This window comes from Ramlibacter sp., from assembly GCF_028291745.1.
In the GTDB taxonomy this organism is placed as follows: domain Bacteria; phylum Pseudomonadota; class Gammaproteobacteria; order Burkholderiales; family Burkholderiaceae_C; genus Ramlibacter.
In genome coordinates, this window is sequence record NZ_JAQGNQ010000072.1 from 1 (window position 1) to 17760 (window position 17760).

The following is a 17760-nucleotide window of genomic DNA, read 5'->3' on the forward strand; positions in this document are numbered from 1 at the left end:
TCACGCCGCGTCTTCTTCCGCTTGCCGGCGTACTCCGCGTCCGAGAAACTGATCTGGCTCATCGTGCAGGCTCCTTTGCGTCAATCAACGCGCGGCGGCATGATCGGTGGACTTAATCAGACTTTCCTTAGGTTGCGAGGTCACTTGAGCAGTGCCCTCGCCGCATGCAAAGCGCCGAAAGTCACCGCAAGCAGTCCGATGTTGACGACAGCCATCGAGCCGACGACGTCAAACAGAAGCGTCGGCCTCTGGCGAACATCACACGCAGGGACGCCAGAGCGGCCTGTCTAGGGGGAATGCCCCGCACCCTGAGCCTTCGAGCGACGCGCCCATACGGACTCAGCGTATCGAGCAAAGCGTCCAAAAAGATGTTCATGTTTGCGAAGAACGCGAGCACAAACAGCCCTACACAGAAAATAAACGCGAAGGTTGCCAGCCAATTCGCTGGGTCGAACCTGTGAAAGTCTAAGCGCACACCCAACACCAGGGCCGTGCTAGCGAGCAGGATCTGAGGCGTCAGATTTCGCAGGTATTCCAGCAAAGGGCGCTGCCCTTCTCGAAGTAACAGCATGGACGTAACTCCGTTCGACCACCAATTGGTGCACACAGCACCCCGACCGATGGAATAGTACAGAAGTCGACCCATCATCAGCGGCGGCAGCTTTTGGCCGAGGCTGTGTGAAAGCGGTCTGCGCTCGTACACTCCGGCAACATGGCCGAAGCGTTCGTACGGCTCTGGCGAATCCTTGCGGCTCCCGAAACTTGGAGCCGAGACCAGGATTTTCGGGAGATGGTCTCGTCTTTGGGCGAGTTGTACCTGGTTGGGATCTACGATCTGTCCGTGCGCATGCGGAAACGCGGCTTCAGACGCTGGCGGACCAGATCACCCGCGAACAGCTCGTAGATCTGCTTGTGCTCCTCAGCCCTCGTCTCGATAGCCATGATCTGGTGGAACCGCAGTGAGGTAGCCACGAAGGCAAGCTTGTCGTCCTGCCGAAAGGCTGGCTGCTCGAGCACGGTGCTCTGGCCAATGAGCTCCCTCACTTCGTTAGGCGGGTAGTAGTCGTCGTCGCTGATGACACTGGCTTCAGGAAACAGCACGACGTTGGTTCCAACCTCCGCTGTCTGAACTGAAGGAAAGACCAGTCCATCGACCTGCTTGCCGAACTGAAGCCGGAGGTATTCGAACACGACCTGTGTAGACAAGTAGCTCAGGTCATCGTTGCGGCCTTTAGGCTTTGACATCTTCTTCACGAGCGACGTGAGGAAGGTCTTCAGATGCAGGGAGTCGCGAAATCCCACATCGAGCAGGGTGAGCTTTGGCGGTTCGACTAGCTCTAGCTTAGTCAGGTCCAGCAGCTTCACTTGGGTCGTTGGTGTCATGGCACCGCTCACAACGTTGTCACCGGTGATGGAGCGGATCTCGCTCAAGCACGTCTCCCGCTCCGGAGCACAGTAGAGGGCGGAAATGCCAGCAGGGGTCATCCGCTGACTCCCCGCCTTGTCCTTGGGCGTCGGGCCAAGCTCTGTATGTGGACTGTCCTCGATCTTCTTGGCGGCATCAAAGGTCTGCGCGGTCCTTGCTCGGTACAGCATCTGGCCCTTGCCGATGACGCGAACCACTTCAGGCTTAAGCTCCCCGCCTTCGACCGACAACATGCCGAAAACGGAGTCGAGGAAATCCTTTGCATTGGGGTTGAAGAAGCGGTGGCTGTGTCTGATGCCTGCAATGAACCGCTCCCACTTGTGGTCGTAGATGTTTAGCTCAAGGTCTCCGGCATCCGAGAAGTAGTGCCGTTCGTGGCCGTTCTCGTTCTTCAGGTTGACCTCGGGTACATGGGCCATCAGGTTGTCGAAATATGGCTCGTCCTGAAGGCCAAACCACTCGGATAGAACGATGTCGATGCTTTGAACGGCTATGTGATCGGACCCGCATTCGTAGATTAAGCCTAGTTCGTAGTCGGTCAGATCTTCTTCGGTGGCAATGTTAGTGTCTACAAGGTAGATGATGTGATCAAACAGGACGGATAAATTGACCACGAGGTCTACCTGCTTGCAGTAGTCGCACTGGCCTAGAACCCCCTTGTCAAAAACGACTTCCTTGAGCTGCTTCGGCTTGACACACCTTGGGCTGCCCCCGATTTCCCGGACACATTGAATGGCAACATGTGTTCAGGAGAGCGAAATGGCTTCAAGGAAGCATTACACGGAAGAATTCAAGCGTGAGGCGGTGCGGCTGGCAACCAGCCCGGGGAACTCGATGGCCGGGGTGGCGCGCGATCTCGGGGTGAACCGCACGCTCATTGGGATCTGGGTCAAGAATGCGCAGGCTGGCAAGTACGAGATGACACCTGGCGCGCCGCTCAAGACGGAGGTTCAGAGCGAGGTGGAGCACCTGCGCCGCGAGCTGGCCAAGGTCAAGATGGAGCGCGACATCTTAAAAAAGGCGCTGGGCTACTTCGCGAAGGACCCGATGTGAGATACGGCTTCATTGCCAAACATCGCGCGCAGTGGCCAGTCCGGGTGATGTGCAGGGTCCTGCAAGTCTCCGCCCGTCCTGGCCGATGCGCTGAGATCGGGTCGCTGTTCCTCACCGCGCACGCTTCACGAGTTGAGCAAGCTGCACGAGCGGCAGCCCGAGGAGGTCAAGTCGCTGATCGATGGGAGGGGCGACATAACGCGCGAAGTCGTGGCGACCTTGCGCGCGCGTGATGACCCGTGCAGTGCCTCTGTCCGCTCCCGGCCTGATTGCCGAGGCCAGCGCGGCGTGCGATCGGCTGGAGAGACTGCTGGGCCGAATCGCTTCGCAAGGGCATGAGGCTGAACGCAAGGACCTTTCGGTCCTTCGCGCGAAAGTCTCGGCGTTGTCGCGTTGGTCGGGGTCTGACCGTCAGACCCCATGAAGTCTGCCCACGCTGGTTTCAGCGGCGCCTCTTCATCGCTTTTGGCCGCTTGTGTGGCCGCCTCTGAGTCGCATATGGGCCGATTTCCGGTCGCTTTCGGTCCGGATACGGGTCGCTTCCGGTTCGCCTTGACCGACGCTGCTGGCCCTTATCGGATGGGCCGATGATTTCGTCGCCGTTTTCATCGCCTCCATCCAGCCAAATGAGGCCAATACTATTTTCATGAACGTAAGGCAGGATAGGCGGGCTGCCACAAAGTGGCTGCCACGCCGGCTTTCGCGCCGGGCGGCCGACCATGGCAAGGTCTTCGCGTGATCGCGTGACGATCGATCTGCGCGGCATCGCCGATGCAGTGCGGGCCGCTGCCACCGACCGGAATCAGCCGGTGGCAGCGTTTGCGCGAGACGCCCTTGTGGCGGCGGCGGGTCCCTGCTCGCTTGCGACCTCACGCCTGGAGCCGCGGGTTCAGCGGTCGCCCTGCGTCACGAAACTCCATCTGCGCATGCACGCGCAAGAGGCGGAAGCGTTGATCATCAACGCGCGCCTGCTTGGCCTGAGTTACGGCGAATACGTTGGCCGGCTGGTCGTCGGTACACCGTTGCCGGCGCCGGTTGCGCAGCGTGACGCTGATCGCGCAGCGCTGCGGCATTCAACCGATCAATTGGCCGTGCTGTCCGGTGACATCAACGCGGTGATCCGGATGGTGCGTCAGGCCAAGGGCTCGGAGGCCGCGCGCGAGTACGGCGACAGTTTGCGCGGCCTCGAGGCCGACGTGCGACGGCATCTCGATCTCGCATCCCGGTTGCTGGCCGTTCCGGAGGACGCACGATGACCACGAACCGTATTGATGGCGTGCTGGTGCAGTGGGGCGATCGGCTGTTCTATGGATCGAATCGCCCCGTCCGAAGCCGCACCCCGGTCCTGACCGGGGCGGGCTTGCATGCCCGCGCTGACGTGCTGCGCCATCGCATCCAGGCGATCGTGGTCCGCCACGCGCCGCAAGTGATGGTCAAGGTCACCGGCGGCGGGCGAGGAATGGCTGCAATTGCGGCGCACCTGCGCTATATCAGCAAGTCCGGCCGGTTGCCCTTTGAGGACGATCGCGCCGTGGTGCGTGACGGACGGGATGCGTTGCGCGACGTCATCGATCAATGGCGATGCGGCGGAAGCCGAATTCCCGAACACAGCGAGCGGCGGGAGGCGTTCAACATCATGCTGTCGATGCCGGCCGGGACACAGCCGGACATCGTGCGCAATGCCGCGCGCGAATTCGCGAAGGCGGAACTCTCGAATTATCGATACGTGATGGTGTTGCACACGCACCAGGCGAACCCGCACGTTCACTTGGCCGTGCGTGCCGAGGGCCGGGACGGTCGGCGGCTCAATCCACGCAAGCAGGACCTGCGGCGCTGGCGCGAGGTGTTTGCCGAGAAGCTGCGCGGCTGGGGCATCGAAGCGGAAGCCTCGTCGAAGCTCACGCGCGGCAGTCGGCATCACAACGAACGGCTTTGGGAGCGCAAAGCACGCGAGCAGGGCCGTGTCGGTGAGCACCGCCGCAGCGCCGAGGCGAAGCTGACTCCGGCCCGCCGGGATGCGGCACAGGCCTGGTGCGAAATCGCCAAGGCGCTCGCGTCGTCGGACGATCTAGCCGATCGCGAGCTGGGCCGCTCGGTTGTCAACTACGCGCGCTGGCTGCCGGGCGTGCGCTACAACCCGCCCGAGAAGCAGCCGCAGCGGGAGTTGCCGGGGCTGGAGCGCACGATTTCGCAGCGGTCGCGGCCCGAGCCGGGCTGGGAGCGTTGATCGCAGGGGCGAAGACCGGGTGCTCGACCGCCTACTCGGGCGTGAAGGCGGCGGAGAGCCACGCGCGCAGGTCGGCGACCACGGCGCTGAGCGTCGGCGCTGGCGCAGACAGGTTGCGTGAGAACGCTTGCCACAGCGCCTGCTTGCCTGGATCTTCAGCGAATGCATCGCTGAGTCCTTCCGGGATGGCCGTCGGCAACGGAGTGATTCGCCGTGCAAAGGTCGCCTCGATCGCCCGCCGCAGCCGACCAGGATCGAGCTCGAATCTGCGCAGCAGCATCCACACGTCGTAGTAGTCCTTCATCCGGCTGTTCGCCAGGCCGAGGATCACGATCGCGTGCAGTTTTTCGGCGATCACCGTCTCCGGTGGGTAGGCGCGCAGGCGCGGTGAAGGCAGGTCCAGCAGCACTGGTAGGTCGATGTCCTCAACACCCGGCTCGACGGCATCGCCGAAGCCGACGTCGACGACGATGGGGATGCGTGCACCAGCGAGGGCAGCCGTCGTGCGCAGGCGTGAGCCGCCGTACTCGAGGCCTTCGCGGATCGGCTGGATCTGCAGCTTGGCCGTGTCGAAGCTCACGCCGTCATCCAGCATGATCGCCATCACCTCCCGGAAGACGACCACGAGCGCGTCCTCCGACGGATCGCCGAAGCCCAGAAGATCGAGGTCGCGGGTCGCGCGGTGCGGTTCGTCGAACCATGTCGTCACCAGCAGCGCGCCCTTGAGGACGAAGCGGTTGCGATGCGGCGACAGGCTCAGACGGTGCAACAGGCGTTCGAGCGCATAGCGCGTCAGAAGCAGTTCCAGCGGCTGCCCGCGCGCGTGCGCCAGGTTCAGCAGGCGCTGGCGCACCGAGGCGCCGACATTGCGGGGCTTGTCAGGCATCGCTGGTGAGAGCGGTGAGATAGGGCTGCATCGAGGGCCAGACGCCCGCAACCTGTGCCTCGCGAGCAAGCTGCGCCGGAGTCGCCTTGCGTTGTCGCAGCGCTTGGCGCAGCCCTTCGACGACGAGCAGTTCGCCGACGGTGCGCCGATACCGGAACAGGTCCGCCACGGTCTTGGCCACGCCGAACACGGGCACCGCCGTGCCGGCGATCCTCTTGTGCTCGACGCCGCGGCGCAGTTCTTCGTCGGAGAAGCGAGCCACGCGCAGCGGCGGGTAGGTGATGCGGGGCCGCCAGTCCTTGCGGCCTATCGCGACCCAGACCTTGGGCGGCATCTGGTCAGTCAGGCCGTGGAAGGCCAGAGCAGAGGCGAGGCAGATCACCCCCTTCGGGACCAGGCGCGCGGCTTCCGCGAGCCACTGGTGCGGGTCCAGGGCGGCATCAGGCAGCTGGTAGAGGCCGCGCGCGAGCCGGACGACTTCACCAGAGCGCTCCATGCGACTGACCGTCGTAGCCGTCACGCCTGCGGACTGGAATTCCGCTAGGCGCGTGATGCCTCGCTGCTTGAGCAGCGTCAGCGCCTGGTCGCGCTGGGTGGAGGCAAGCGGCTGGGGCATGTTCTGAAACCTCGGATGATTGCCAGAATTATCCGATGGTTTGTACCATTCTGCGTTTGCGACTCCGAGAGAGAGCCGCGCCGTGCCGGGTTGCGAATCCTCGGAGATTGCTGGCCTTCTCCGAGGAAATGCAACAACGCAAAAGCGGAAGCCATGGTTTCCTCGCCGCCGGACGGGCTCGGGGGCAGGCGTTTCCTGCAAGCCTGCCCCAGCCCGCAAGCGTACGGCGCCACGCGCCGCGTCAAGGGTGCGCCTTCGGCCGGGCTGCGCCCGCCCTTGACCCGGCGCGCGACGCTGACAGGCGTCACGTTCAGCTACTCACCAGCCGCAGGCGCCGCGCCAGCAACGCTTCGATCGCTGCGCCCAGCTTTTCCCAGGCCACCTTCGTCTCGTCCGCGTAGTCGTACTTCAGGTAGTGGCGTCGCACGCGGCTGCCGGCGAGCACATGGTTCTGGCAAGGTCATGCGGCCTCCCTGGACATCACGCCAGAGATCGTCCATCGCGAACTTGCGCGCTCACAGCCTTCGAATCTGCAGCTTCCGAAATTTCACCGTTCCCCCCGCGTACTGCAGCCCGATCACCCCATCCACGTCGCGTGCTTCGTCCGTCACTGCCGTCTTCACCCCATTGAGCACCACTTCCATGTGGCCCCCGCGCGCGATCACGTCCATGGTGTTCCACTGGCCGCCAGTTCGCGGCACCGGCATCGGTGCCTTCACGAGCCACACGATGGCGCCGGTGGCATAGGCGGGGTCCGGCCGCTTGTCGAAGATGTTCGCTTCGTGGCAAGTGCGATCGGTCATGGGCCGCGCATCCGTGCAGCGCACGTAGAGGCCGGAGTTGGCGTCCTCGCTTACCCAGAACTCCGCACGCACCTCGAAGTCGTGATACGTCTTCTTGGTCGCGAGGTAGTACGTGGGCTCCGTACCGGGCCGGCGGTCGGCCACGATCGCGTCTGCTTCGGCGCGCCAGTTCGCGCCACCCATGTTGTCGAAGTTGTCCATGCCCCGTCCGCCGTCGATCAGCGTTTCCCAATCGCCGGAGCCGCGCGGCATGGCGCAACCCGCGAGCGCGGCTGCCGCCGCGAGAGCGATGGCGGCCTTCGTGATCTTCTGCATGGGTTCCCCTGGGATGAAAATCGCATTGGACGGTGCGCGCCATCCGCGCGTCAAGCCGGTGCCTACCCGGGCCTCGGGCTCAGGTGCCCCGCAGCATCAGAGGGTGGACGATGCGCGCCGGGTCAGCCTGGCTTGCAGCACGACCACGGCCAGCAGGAAGGCGCCGCGCACGATGGTCTGCCAGTAGGAGCCCAGCGTGAGGTGCGGCCCGTCGGTGTATCCGTTCTCGAAGTTGATCATGTTGAGGATGACTGCCAGCAGCAGTACGCCGGTCAGCGTATTGAGGATCGATCCCTGCCCGCCGGTCAGCTGCGTACCGCCCACGACGACCGCGGCGATCGCAATCAACTCCCAGCCCACGCCTTCGGTGGGCGATCCCGACGTCTGCGCCGCCACCAGCACGCCGGCCAGGCCAGCGAGCGCGCCCGAGAGCGTGTACACGCCGACTTTCACGCGCTCCACCGGCAGCCCCATCAGCCGCGCGGCCTCCTCGTTGCCACCGACCGCGAGCACCGCACGCCCGAAGCGCATGTACCGCAGCGCAAGCTCGCCCGCTGCGAAGGCGAAGCCCGCGATCCAGACGGGCACCGGCACACCCAGGAAGGCCCCGTCCGCCAGCTGGTCGAAGCCGCTCTCGTAGCTGATCGCCACGGTCTCGCGCCCGGAGACGACCAGGGCCAGGCCGCGCGCCGCGATGAAGGTGCACAGCGTCACCACGAAGGGCATCAGCTTCAAGCGCGCGATGGCGATCCCGTTGAAAAGCCCGGCGGCGACGCCTACGGCGACACCCCCTGCAATGGCCGGCGCGATCCCGTGCTGGGAGAGTCTGGCGGCGACCACGCTGGCCAGCACCGCCACCGTGCCCACCGACAGGTCGATGCCTCCGCTCATGATGACGAAGGCCATCCCGATCGCGATCAGCCCGAACTTGGAGGTGCCGGCCAGCAGGAAGGAGATGTTCTGGCTTCCGACAAACTCGTCATAGCGCACGCCGCCGAACAGGAGCAGCAGGCCCAGCGCGATCAGCGCACCTTGCGACTGCACGCGCTGAGACCAGCCTGCCGTGCGCGGCTGGCGCGTCCCGGGAACGCGGTGGGTATTCATGCCGTGCGTTCACGCCGCTGCAGGTACACCGCCAGCAGGATGATGGCGGCCTTGGCGACCAGCGCGTACTCGTAGGCCACTCCGTGCGCCAGCAGGGTGTAGCCAAGCAACTGGATGGCCAGCGCGCCGACCAGCGTTCCCGCCACGTTGACCCGTCCCCCGGACAGCAGCGTGCCGCCTACCGCCACGGCCGCGATGGCGTCCAGTTCGATGTTCTGCCCGATCTTGGCCGGGTCGGCCGCGGAGATCATGGCCACGTTCATGATCCCGGCCACGCCGGCCAGCACGGCGCATGCGCCGTAGGCGATGAACTTCACGCGCGCCACGGGCACGCCGGCCAGGTGTGCCGCGCGTTCGTTGCCGCCCACCACCAGCAGCCAGCGCGCGAACAGCGTGCGGCGCACGACCCAGGCGGTGGCGGCGACGACAGCCGCCATGAGCCAGGCCTGCGCCGGCACGCCCAGCAAGTTGCCGCGCAACCAGTGCAAGGTCTCCTCGGGGAAGGTCCGCAGGTTGCTGCCCGTGAGCATTTCCGCCAGCCCGCGGCCGGCGATGAACAGCACCAGGGTGGCGACGATGGGCTGCACCCCGTAGCGGGTGATCAGAAATGCGTTCATCAGCCCGAAGCCCCCCGCAGCCACTAGTGGCAGCAGCAGCGCCGCGGGCAGGGCAAGCCCCGTGCGCGCCAACGGTTCCGCGGCCTGCGTCAGCAACACTGCGGCGAGCGTGCCGGCAAAGGCGGCGACCGCGCCCACCGAAAGGTCGATGCCCGCGGTGGCGATCACGAGCGCCATTCCCATCGCCACGACGACGATCTGCGCCACCTGCGAGAGGTTCACGTTCAGCGTCTGCAGGGTCAGGAAGTCGCGCGTGAAGATGGCGTTGAAGAGAAGCAGCAACAGGAGGGCCGTGAATGCCCGGGCGCGCTGCAGCCAGCCTGGCGCGTGCCGCCGCGACTCTGCGTGGATTGGCGTGGGTGCCGGGGGAACCAGTTCAGCCATGCGCGGCTTCGCCCGGGGAAGCATGGGCCATCGCGTTCATCACGGCAGCCTCGGTGAGTTCACTGCCTTCGAGTTCCGCGACGCTGCGGCCGTCACGCAGCACGGTGACCCGGTCGCTGGCGCCCACGAGTTCTTCGAGTTCGCTGGCGATCATCAGCACGGCGAGCCCCTGCTCGTCGGCCAGGCCACGAATCAGTTGCAGGATCTCGGCCTTCGCGCCCACGTCAATCCCGCGGGTGGGTTCGTCCAGCAGCAGCAGTTCGATGCGCGCTGCCAGCCAGCGCGCCAGCAGCACCTTCTGCTGGTTGCCGCCGGAAAGCTCGCGCATCGGCTGCTCCGGACCGGCGCAGCGAATCCCCAGGCGCCGGATGAACTCCTGCGTGACTTCCAGCTGGCGTTTCGCGTCGACCACGCCCAGGCGCGTGAGCTGCGGCAGCAGCACGAGCGTGAGGTTCTCGCGCACGGACAGGTCGGCCACGATGCCCTCGGTCTTGCGGTCTTCCGACAGGTAGGCGACGCCGCGGGCGATCGCGTCCGCGGGCTGCTCGAGCCGGGCGTGCTGCCCGTTGATGCGGATTTCGCCGGACTCCGCCCGGTCGGCGCCGAACACGGCCCGGGCGAGTTCGGTGCGGCCCGAGCCGAGCAAGCCGCCCAGGCCCACGATTTCCCCGCGCCGCACCGCCAGGCTCGCGTCGTGCACCCGACCGCCTTGCAGATGCTCCACGCGCAGCACCTCCGGTGCGGCAGCATCCGGTGCAGCGCGCCGCGCGCCCTGCAGCGCGGAGAGCTCCTTGCCCAGCATGGTGGCAACGAGCTCCAGTCGGCCCATGTCCTGCATGGCGCGTTCGGCGACGGTCTGCCCGTCTCGCATCACCGTGATGCGCTCGCACACCGCATACAGTTCGTCGAGCTTGTGGCTCACGAACAGCACCGAGACACCGTCGGCCTGCAGTTGCCGGATCACCCCGAACAGCGTCTGGACTTCGTTCTCGTCCAGCGAGGAAGTGGGTTCGTCCATGATCACCAGGCGCGCGCGCGTGCTGACGGCGCGGGCGATGGCGGTCATCTGCTGGGTGGCGGTGTTGCAGGCGTGCAGGGGGCGCATCACGTCCACCGCCAGGCCGAAGCGCGAGAGGATCCGGGCGCTCTCCTCGTGGATCCGCCGCCAGTCGATCAGGCCGAAGCGGATGGGCTCGCGGCCGATGAAGATGTTCTCGGCCAGCGAACGCTGCGGTACGAGGTTCAGTTCCTGGTAGATGGTACTGATGCCAACCCGCTGCGCGTCGAGCGGCGCCGCGAAGGCGACGTCCTGCCCGCCGAAGCGGATGCTGCCCGCGTCACGCGCGTACGCGCCGGTCAGGACCTTGATCAAGGTGGACTTGCCGGCGCCGTTCTGCCCGATCAGCGCATGCACCTGCGCCGGTGCAATCACGAGCCGCGCCTGGCGCAGGGCGGGCACGCCGCCGAAGGCCTTGTCGACGCCGCGCATTTCCAGCAGCGGCGCGGATGGGACCTCGGCGGTCATGGTGCGGGAGTGAGGCGATCAGTACCCGTCGGCCATGCTGGCCTGGGCGTTGGACTTGTCGTAGAACTTGTCCTCGACCTTCACCCAGGCAGGGATCTGGTCGCCCTTGGCGAACTTCCTGGCGGTGTCGCAGGTCACCGGGCCGAAGAAGGGGCTGGACTGCACGGTCGCGCCCATCTTGCCGGCCGCGATGGCGGTCAGGGCGTCGCGGGTGCCGTCGATCGAGACGACGATCACGTCCTGTCCCGGCTTCTTGCCGGCGGCCTCGAGCGCGGCGATCGCGCCGATGGCCATCTCGTCGTTGTGCGCGTAGACCGCGGTCACGTCGGGGTGCGCCTGCAGCAGTGTCTGCATCACCTGGCGGCCCTTGTCGCGCGCGAAGTCGCCCGACTGCGAGGCCACCACCTTCATCCCGGCATGCTTGGCCACCAGGTCGTCGAAGCCCTTCTTGCGGTTGTTGGCGGGCGAAGAACCGGTCGTGCCTTCGAGCTCCACGATCTTGCCCTTGCCGCCGGTGGCCTTCACCAGCCATTCGCCCGCGCGGCGGCCCTGGTCGATGAAGTCGGAGCCGATGAACGTGACGTAGTCCTTGCCCGCACCGGCGAGCTTCTGGTCGACGTTGCGGTCGATCAGGATCACCGGGATCCCCGCCTTCTTGGCCTTCATCACGGCGGGGATCAGCGGCTTTTCCTCGCGCGGGGCCAGCACGATCAGGTCGACCTTCTGCGCGATCATGCTTTCGACGTCGGCGACCTGCTTGGCGGCCGAGCCGCCCGCGTCGGTGTAGACCAGGTTCCAGCCGCAGCTCTTGGCCACCTCCTGCATCGACCTGGTTTCCGCGATGCGCCACGGGTTGTTGCTCTCCGTCTGCGCGAAGCCCACCTTGTAGGTGTCCTTCTGCTTGAGCTTTGGCGATTCGGCGTGGGCTATGCCGGCGCCCAGCGTTGCAACGAGTGCGATGGCGGTGATGGAGGGCAAGCGCATGGGAGCTCCTTTGGCATGGTCATCCCGGGGGCTGCGGAGTGTGATTCGCAACGAGCCGGCAGGGGATGCAGTCCGGCCTGCGCCTCATTCTGGGGCGCGGAAAATCGACGATGACTAGGGGAAACCTTCGTTGCTCTCTCGATGCGCCTGCGCGCACACGTCCGGTGCGCTCAGCGGTGCCGCGCTCGCTGGTCTGCACCGTCGGCAGGCCCGTCCGCGCCTGCGCGCAGGCATGCCTATTGCCTGTCGACCCGTGCCACATGACTGCCCACGCCTACGAATCCGGACGCCTGAACCCATGATCCGCAATCCGGTCCCTTGGCCCAACGGCGCGCGCTGCGCGGTGGCCTTCACCTTCGACATGGATGCCGAGAGCCTGCTGTACCTCTCCTATCCCGAACGCGCGCACGCGATGGTGGCCACGGCCTCGCAGCTGCGCTACGGCCCCACGGTGGCCGTGCCGCGCATCCTCGAGAGCTACCGCCACTTCGGCATCCAGCAGACCTTCTTCGTCCCGGGGTGGTGCGCCGAACGCTATCCGCAGGCGGTGGAGGCCATGGCCAAGGACGGCCACGAGGTGGCCGGCCACGGCTGGCTGCACGAGCATCCCAACGAGCTCTCCGACGAGGAGGAGCGCTTCTGGCTGCGCCACAGCCTGGCGTCGGTGGAGAAGATCACCGGGATCAAGCCGGTGGGCTGGCGCGCGCCGCTCTACAACTACTCCCACCGCTCCACCGATCTGCTGCTGGAAGAAGGCATCCGGTACGACGCATCGCTGATGGGCGACGACGTGCCTTACCTGGTGGAGGGCAGCAAGGCCAGTCTGCTGGAACTGCCGTCGCATTGGGGAATGGACGACTGGCCGCCCTTCATGCACAGCACGGAGTTCGGCTTCCAGATGCCGATCCAGGCACCGGCCTTCGCCTGGCGCAACTGGTGGGAGGAGTTCGAGGCCCAGTGGGAGCACGGCGGGATGTGGATCCCCGTGTGGCATCCCTTCCTTTCCGGCCGGCTGGCGCGCTGGCAGCAGACGCACCGGATGATCGAGAAGATGCTGGAGCAGGGCGGCGTGTGGTTCGCGCCGCTGCGGGAGATCGCGCGGCACGTGCGCCAGTGCATGGCCGACGGCCTGTGGCAGCCCCGCTCGGAGCGCTACGGGCAGATCGAAGGGCTGCCCGTGGTGCCGACGTTCCGCTGATCCGGTGGGGGCTGGGGACGGCTCAGGCGGCCGTCTTGCCGCCGTCGACCGTCCAGGCTGCCCCGGTGACGAAGGCCGCCGCATCGCTGGCCAGGAAAGCCACCACCGAAGCAATGTCGGTCGGCCGGCCGACCCGGGCCATCGGCACGTGAGCCACTTCCGCTGCGCGGGCGGCAACGGGGTCGGCGGCGGCAGCGAACTCGGACTGCAGCATGGGGGTGTCCACCGGCCCCGGGCAGATTGCGTTGACGCGCACGCGCGGGGCGAGCTCGATCGCGAGCGCGCGCGTCCAGGCCAGCACGGCTCCCTTGGTGGCGCTGTATGCGACGTAGCCCGGCTGGCCGACCAGCGCCAGTTCGGATGCGATATTGATGACCGTGGGGGACGTGCCCACTAGCAGTTCCGGCAGCAGGCTGCGGGTGATGCGAAGTCCCGCGTGGACGTTGATCGCAAACAGCCCGTCGATCTGTTCATCCGTCGTCTCGGCGAAGTTCACCAGCGTGCTGATGCCGGCGTTGTTGACGAGGATGTCGCAGCGCCCGGCCAGCAAGCCGCGCAGCGAGGCGAGCACCCGGTCGGTGTCCGCGCGGTCTGCGAGGTCGGCGACGTGGGGCGTGTAGCGGCCCACCGCGGACATGGCATCCGCCATGCGCGCCTGGGCTTCGGCGTTGCGATCGAGGCCATGGACCTCGGCGCCTTGCCGCAGAAGCTCCGCCACGATCGCACGGCCGATGCCGCCTGCGGCGCCGGTGACGACGGCCGTGCGGCCGGACAGGGAAGTGGACGAAGTCACTGGGATCCCTAGATGACGGTCAGAAAGGACACGCCGTGCGCACCGACGAAGCTGGCTCCGGTCAGACGGAGGGTCCGTAGACGACGACCTCGATGTCCGTCGGTGCGAATCCCGCGGCCGGATTGTTCTGCTGGGGGCAGTTCGACAGGACCGCCAGCACCGGCATCTCGGCGCGCAGCAGGACGTGGTCGCCGGGGCGGGAAACGCCCTCCGCGATGACCACCGAGCCGTCTTCCTTGAACGGCACGCGCATGAAGAAATTGATGTTCGAGACGATCTCTGAAGGTGCCAGAGCCCACTTGCCCAACTCCGCGATGAAGTTGGTGCGGCAGCTTTCGGTCTTGACGACGTCGTAGCGCACCTTGTCGATCTCGCAGCTGCAGCAGCCCGCGAGGGTGTCGTGGAAGCCGCAGGTGTCCTCGACCACCGTGAACATCGGCCTGGCATGGTCGGAGTAGATCGTGCAACCCTTGCTGATGTACAGGGACTTGTTCAGCTTGACCGTGTTGGGAATGTTGATCCGGTCCAGCGGCAGGCCATCGCCGTAGCAGAGAAAGTCCACGGCCTGGCGACCATGGGTGTCGATGATCTTCAACTGTTCTCCAGCCTGCAGCCGGCGCGACCAGCGTCCCTTCGCGGGAACGACTTCGCGGTGGCGCTCGACAAGCCTGGTTTCGGTTACGGTCACGGACTCACTCCTTCATGGACAAGATGTAGCGGCGCAGCCGATGCGCCGTGCTGGAAATGGCGCAGGAACGCGCGGGCCTCGGGCGTGCCGGGCTGGTCGAAGAACCTGGCGGGCGCGGCCTCCTCGGCGATGCGGCCGTCATGCATGAACACGATGCGGGATGCGACCTTGCGCGCGAAAGCCATCTCGTGCGTCACGATCACCATCGTGATGCCATCCTTGGCCAGGCCGGTCATCACGCCCAGGACCTCTCCCACCAGCACCGGGTCGAGCGCGCTCGTGGGCTCGTCGAACAGCAGCAGGTCAGGCTTGATGGCGAGGGCCCGGGCAATCGCGGCGCGCTGCTTCTGCCCGCCCGAGAGCTGGGAGGGAAAATGATCGCGCCGCTCCTCCAGGCCGACGCGCTCCAGCAGTTCCATCGCTTCGCGTCGGACTTCGGAGCGATCCCGCTTGTGCACGTGGACGGGCGCCTCCATGACGTTCTGCAGGACGGTCAGGTGGGGCCAGAGGGCGAAGTGCTGGAACACCATGCCGATCTTCGAACGGGCCCTGGCGAGCTCCTTCTCGCTCATGCGATGGGCACCGCGTGCTCCCATCCGCTCGCCGGACACGATGACGGTTCCGGCGTCGGGTTCCTCCAGCCAGTTGATGCAGCGCAGGAGCGTCGACTTGCCGCAGCCGGACGGTCCCAGGACGCAGACGATTTCGCCCTTCGCCACTGTCAGGGACACGTCCTTCAGGACGTGACTGGCGCCGAACGATTTCGAGACGCCGGACAGGCGCAGGGCCGGCGCCAGGAGGCCCGGGGAGGGAGTGGATGGATTCATGCGCGGCGCTTTCGTGCCAGCAATTCAAGCCGGCTCGCGGTCAATTCGATCGTCACGCAGAGCGCCCAGTAGAGAAGGACAGCCGTCAGGTAGGCTGCGACGGGAATGAAGTACGTGCTCTGGATGCCGGTCAGCGCGTGCGTCAGTTCGGTCACGGCAATCACGGTCAGGAGTGCGGTGTCCTTCAGGATCTGCACGAACTGGTTGCCGACCAGTGGAATGCTGCGCAGCAGGGCCGGCGGGATGATGATCCGGCGGGCCAGCGGCCAACCCACGTAGCCGAAGGAAGTGGCGGACTCCAGGATGTCCCTGGGCAGTTGCCGGATCGCCGCGCGCAGCACTTCGGCCATGTAGGCGCTGTGGTACATCAGGATCGCCAGCGCGCCGGCTTCCCAGTTGCTCATGCGAAAGCCCAGCGTCGGCAGGCCGAAGTACAGGAGGTAGACGAACAGCAGGAAGGGGACGCAGCGCATCGTGTCGATGTAGACCGTCACGGCACGCTGCACGGCGCGTCGGCGAGACATTGCCGTCAGCGCCAGCAGCAATCCCGCGGCCAGCGCGCACAGGCCGCCGATGAGGGTGAGCAGGATGGTGCTGCCGAACGCATTCAGGATTTCGGCTCTCAGCGACCAGATCTTCAGCAGGCCTTCGGTCATGCGGGGGACCTCGCAATGCGCCGCTCCGCCATCCGTTGCAGCTGCACGAAGGCGAACACGACCACGCTGTACAGCGCCAGCGCGTAGAGGAAGGGCGGCAGCGGTTGGTAGGTGGCGGAGCCGACGCGCAGCGCGGCGCGCGTGATCTCCACGATGCCGATCACCGCGACGGCGGGCGTGGCCTTGATCTGCAGTGTCATTTCGCTGACGAGCGCCGGGATGCTGTGGCGGACCACTTGCGGCAGCACGATCCGCAAGGAACGTTGGGCAGGTCGCATGCCGAAGGCCAGCGCGGCGTCGTATTGGTCGCGGGGAAACTCGTTCAGGTGGCTGCGCCAGATCTCGCAGTTGAAGGCGGCGGTCGACAAGGTGAGCGCCACGATGGCGGCGACCATCGCGTCCAGATTCAAGCCCGCCTGGCTGGATCCGAAGAAGACCAGGAGGGTCAGCGTCACCGTCGGGCATGAGCGGATCACGCTGACATAGCCGCGCACCAGTGGCGTGAGCAGGGGGACGCGCCCCCAGCTCACGAGCGCCATGGCCAGGCCCAGCGGCATGCCCATTCCGATGCTGGCCAGCGACAGCGTGACCGTCGCCAATGCAGCTTGCGTGATCTGCCAGTAGTCGGAAGCGTTCATCTCGCAGCCGGTCAGCGCGTCAGGTGCTCAGTTGATGTCCTGCGGCATGGATTCGAAGGTCGCGCCGAACCACTTCTTCTGCAGCCGGTACAGGTCGCCGCTGGCGCGCAGCTCGAGCAGCGCCTTGTTCATCATCGGGAAGGCCCCGGCGTGGCCCTTCTTCACCGCCCAGGCGATGTAGACGGGATTGCCGATCTTCTGGCCGATGACGAACACGCCGGGACGCGTTTCGGTCAGCGAGTTCAGGTTGATGCGGGTATTGGCGACGGCGTCCACACGGCCAAGCGCGAGGTCCTGGTAGGCCTCCGGATAGGACGTGTACTCGACGATCTGCTTGATGCCCGTTCCGTTGGCTGCCTTGAGCTGGGCATCGAAGGCCTTCAGGTCGCCCAGCATCCCGCTGCCGGTCTGCACGCCGACCACCTTGCCGCGCAGCGCATCGGCGGATTCGATGGCCGCGCCCTTCTTGAAGGCGTAGAAAGTGGTCGATTCCGCCACCGGCGTGGTGAAGGTGAACGTGCCCTTGCGTTCGCTCGTGACGAGGACGGCCGTGACGGCGGCGTCGTACTTGCCGGTGACGACGCCAGGCAGGATCCCCGGCCAGGGCATGAACTGCTGCTTGACGTCGATCGGTGCCAGCTTCTTCTTGACCAGTTCGAGCAGTTCGGTGTCGAAACCCGTAGCCTTGCCGTTCTCGAAGAATTCGAAGGGCTTGAAGTCGTCCTCGGTGGCGACATCGATGCGGCCGCGCGCGGCGATCTGCTCGCTCGTGGCTTGCGCCAGAGCGGACGTGGCGGCCAGGCCGGCCAGCAGCATTCCCAGAAGCCAGCGACTCGCGGACATCGAAAGTTGGTTGCCGGAAATGGCGAAGACACGTTTCATTCAATACCTCCTGCAGGAGCGGTTGCCAAGGAAAATCGGTGTGGTGCGCATGCGCCCTCGACACCGGGTTTGCAGGGGCTCTTTCAGCAGCTTTCATGCCACGGCTGCGCGGCCTGGCGACGGCGGCGCGCTTGCCAG

The 17760-nt window shown here is 66.0% G+C and carries 18 protein-coding genes; 4 read left to right on the top strand and 14 right to left on the bottom strand.

Translation table 11 applies throughout. The features are described 5' to 3' along the window. Positions 1-828: 828 nt before the first annotated feature. On the bottom strand, positions 829-2040 hold the full coding sequence (locus JWP60_RS13450) for an RES family NAD+ phosphorylase (protein WP_299791963.1): 1212 nt from the start codon (positions 2038-2040) through the stop codon (positions 829-831). 145 nt (positions 2041-2185) lie between these two features. Between JWP60_RS13450 and JWP60_RS13455 the strand changes: the two genes are divergently transcribed. The 3 genes from JWP60_RS13455 to JWP60_RS13465 all read left to right on the top strand — a co-directional run bounded on the left by JWP60_RS13455 (position 2186) and on the right by JWP60_RS13465 (position 4706). Further along, on the top strand, positions 2186-2479 hold the full coding sequence (locus JWP60_RS13455; protein ID WP_299791966.1) for a transposase: 294 nt from the start codon (positions 2186-2188) through the stop codon (positions 2477-2479). 743 nt (positions 2480-3222) lie between these two features. Continuing rightward, complete coding sequence (locus tag JWP60_RS13460) at positions 3223-3735, top strand: hypothetical protein (RefSeq protein WP_299791969.1); 513 nt, start codon at positions 3223-3225, stop codon at positions 3733-3735. After that, entirely contained in the window at positions 3732-4706 is a 975-nt protein-coding gene (locus tag JWP60_RS13465; RefSeq protein WP_299791972.1) for a relaxase/mobilization nuclease domain-containing protein, read from the top strand. Before JWP60_RS13460 ends, JWP60_RS13465 begins: the two co-directional genes overlap by 4 nt. 31 nt (positions 4707-4737) lie before the next feature. Here JWP60_RS13465 and JWP60_RS13470 read toward each other — a convergent pair whose 3' ends face one another. From JWP60_RS13470 to JWP60_RS13500, 7 genes are all read right to left on the bottom strand, one after another. Further along, the gene (locus tag JWP60_RS13470) at positions 4738-5559 is read right to left on the bottom strand and encodes a nucleotidyl transferase AbiEii/AbiGii toxin family protein (RefSeq protein ID WP_299791975.1); all 822 of its coding nucleotides are present in this window, start codon (positions 5557-5559) and stop codon (positions 4738-4740) included. 25 nt (positions 5560-5584) lie between these two features. Beyond that, positions 5585-6208, bottom strand: a complete 624-nt coding sequence (locus JWP60_RS13475) for a type IV toxin-antitoxin system AbiEi family antitoxin domain-containing protein (RefSeq protein ID WP_299791978.1) — start codon at positions 6206-6208, stop codon at positions 5585-5587. Positions 6209-6723: 515 nt separating this feature from the next. Beyond that, positions 6724-7326: a DUF1080 domain-containing protein gene (locus tag JWP60_RS13480; protein WP_299791981.1), complete on the bottom strand. Its 603-nt coding sequence runs from the start codon at positions 7324-7326 to the stop codon at positions 6724-6726. Between the two features lie 96 nt (positions 7327-7422). After that, on the bottom strand, positions 7423-8430 hold the full coding sequence (locus tag JWP60_RS13485; RefSeq protein ID WP_299791984.1) for an ABC transporter permease: 1008 nt from the start codon (positions 8428-8430) through the stop codon (positions 7423-7425). Continuing rightward, complete coding sequence (locus JWP60_RS13490; RefSeq protein WP_299791987.1) at positions 8427-9431, bottom strand: ABC transporter permease; 1005 nt, start codon at positions 9429-9431, stop codon at positions 8427-8429. Before JWP60_RS13490 ends, JWP60_RS13485 begins: the two co-directional genes overlap by 4 nt. Further along, positions 9424-10956 carry a sugar ABC transporter ATP-binding protein gene (locus tag JWP60_RS13495; RefSeq protein WP_299791990.1) on the bottom strand — a complete coding sequence of 511 codons (1533 nt, stop codon included), beginning with the start codon at positions 10954-10956 and terminating at the stop codon, positions 9424-9426. The genes JWP60_RS13490 and JWP60_RS13495 overlap by 8 nt, the downstream gene beginning before the upstream one ends. 18 nt (positions 10957-10974) lie before the next feature. Next, positions 10975-11940 (bottom strand): ABC transporter substrate-binding protein, encoded by a 966-nt coding sequence (locus JWP60_RS13500; protein WP_299791992.1) that lies wholly within the window; start codon positions 11938-11940, stop codon positions 10975-10977. 298 nt (positions 11941-12238) lie between these two features. Between JWP60_RS13500 and JWP60_RS13505 the strand changes: the two genes are divergently transcribed. Further along, positions 12239-13138 (top strand): polysaccharide deacetylase, encoded by a 900-nt coding sequence (locus JWP60_RS13505; RefSeq protein WP_299791994.1) that lies wholly within the window; start codon positions 12239-12241, stop codon positions 13136-13138. A 22-nt stretch (positions 13139-13160) separates the two neighbouring features. Here JWP60_RS13505 and JWP60_RS13510 read toward each other — a convergent pair whose 3' ends face one another. The 6 genes from JWP60_RS13510 to JWP60_RS13535 all read right to left on the bottom strand — a co-directional run bounded on the left by JWP60_RS13510 (position 13161) and on the right by JWP60_RS13535 (position 17622). Then, on the bottom strand, positions 13161-13931 hold the full coding sequence (locus JWP60_RS13510; RefSeq protein ID WP_299791996.1) for an SDR family oxidoreductase: 771 nt from the start codon (positions 13929-13931) through the stop codon (positions 13161-13163). 61 nt (positions 13932-13992) lie between these two features. After that, positions 13993-14619: a DUF1989 domain-containing protein gene (locus JWP60_RS13515; protein WP_299791998.1), complete on the bottom strand. Its 627-nt coding sequence runs from the start codon at positions 14617-14619 to the stop codon at positions 13993-13995. Beyond that, positions 14616-15446, bottom strand: coding sequence for an amino acid ABC transporter ATP-binding protein (locus tag JWP60_RS13520; protein ID WP_299792000.1), 831 nt, complete (start codon positions 15444-15446; stop codon positions 14616-14618). Before JWP60_RS13520 ends, JWP60_RS13515 begins: the two co-directional genes overlap by 4 nt. Continuing rightward, positions 15443-16102, bottom strand: coding sequence for an ABC transporter permease subunit (locus JWP60_RS13525; RefSeq protein ID WP_299792003.1), 660 nt, complete (start codon positions 16100-16102; stop codon positions 15443-15445). The genes JWP60_RS13520 and JWP60_RS13525 overlap by 4 nt, the downstream gene beginning before the upstream one ends. Next, positions 16099-16740, bottom strand: a complete 642-nt coding sequence (locus JWP60_RS13530) for an amino acid ABC transporter permease (RefSeq protein WP_299792006.1) — start codon at positions 16738-16740, stop codon at positions 16099-16101. Before JWP60_RS13530 ends, JWP60_RS13525 begins: the two co-directional genes overlap by 4 nt. Positions 16741-16767: 27 nt before the next feature. After that, positions 16768-17622, bottom strand: coding sequence for a transporter substrate-binding domain-containing protein (locus tag JWP60_RS13535; protein WP_299792009.1), 855 nt, complete (start codon positions 17620-17622; stop codon positions 16768-16770). Positions 17623-17760 lie beyond the last annotated feature (138 nt).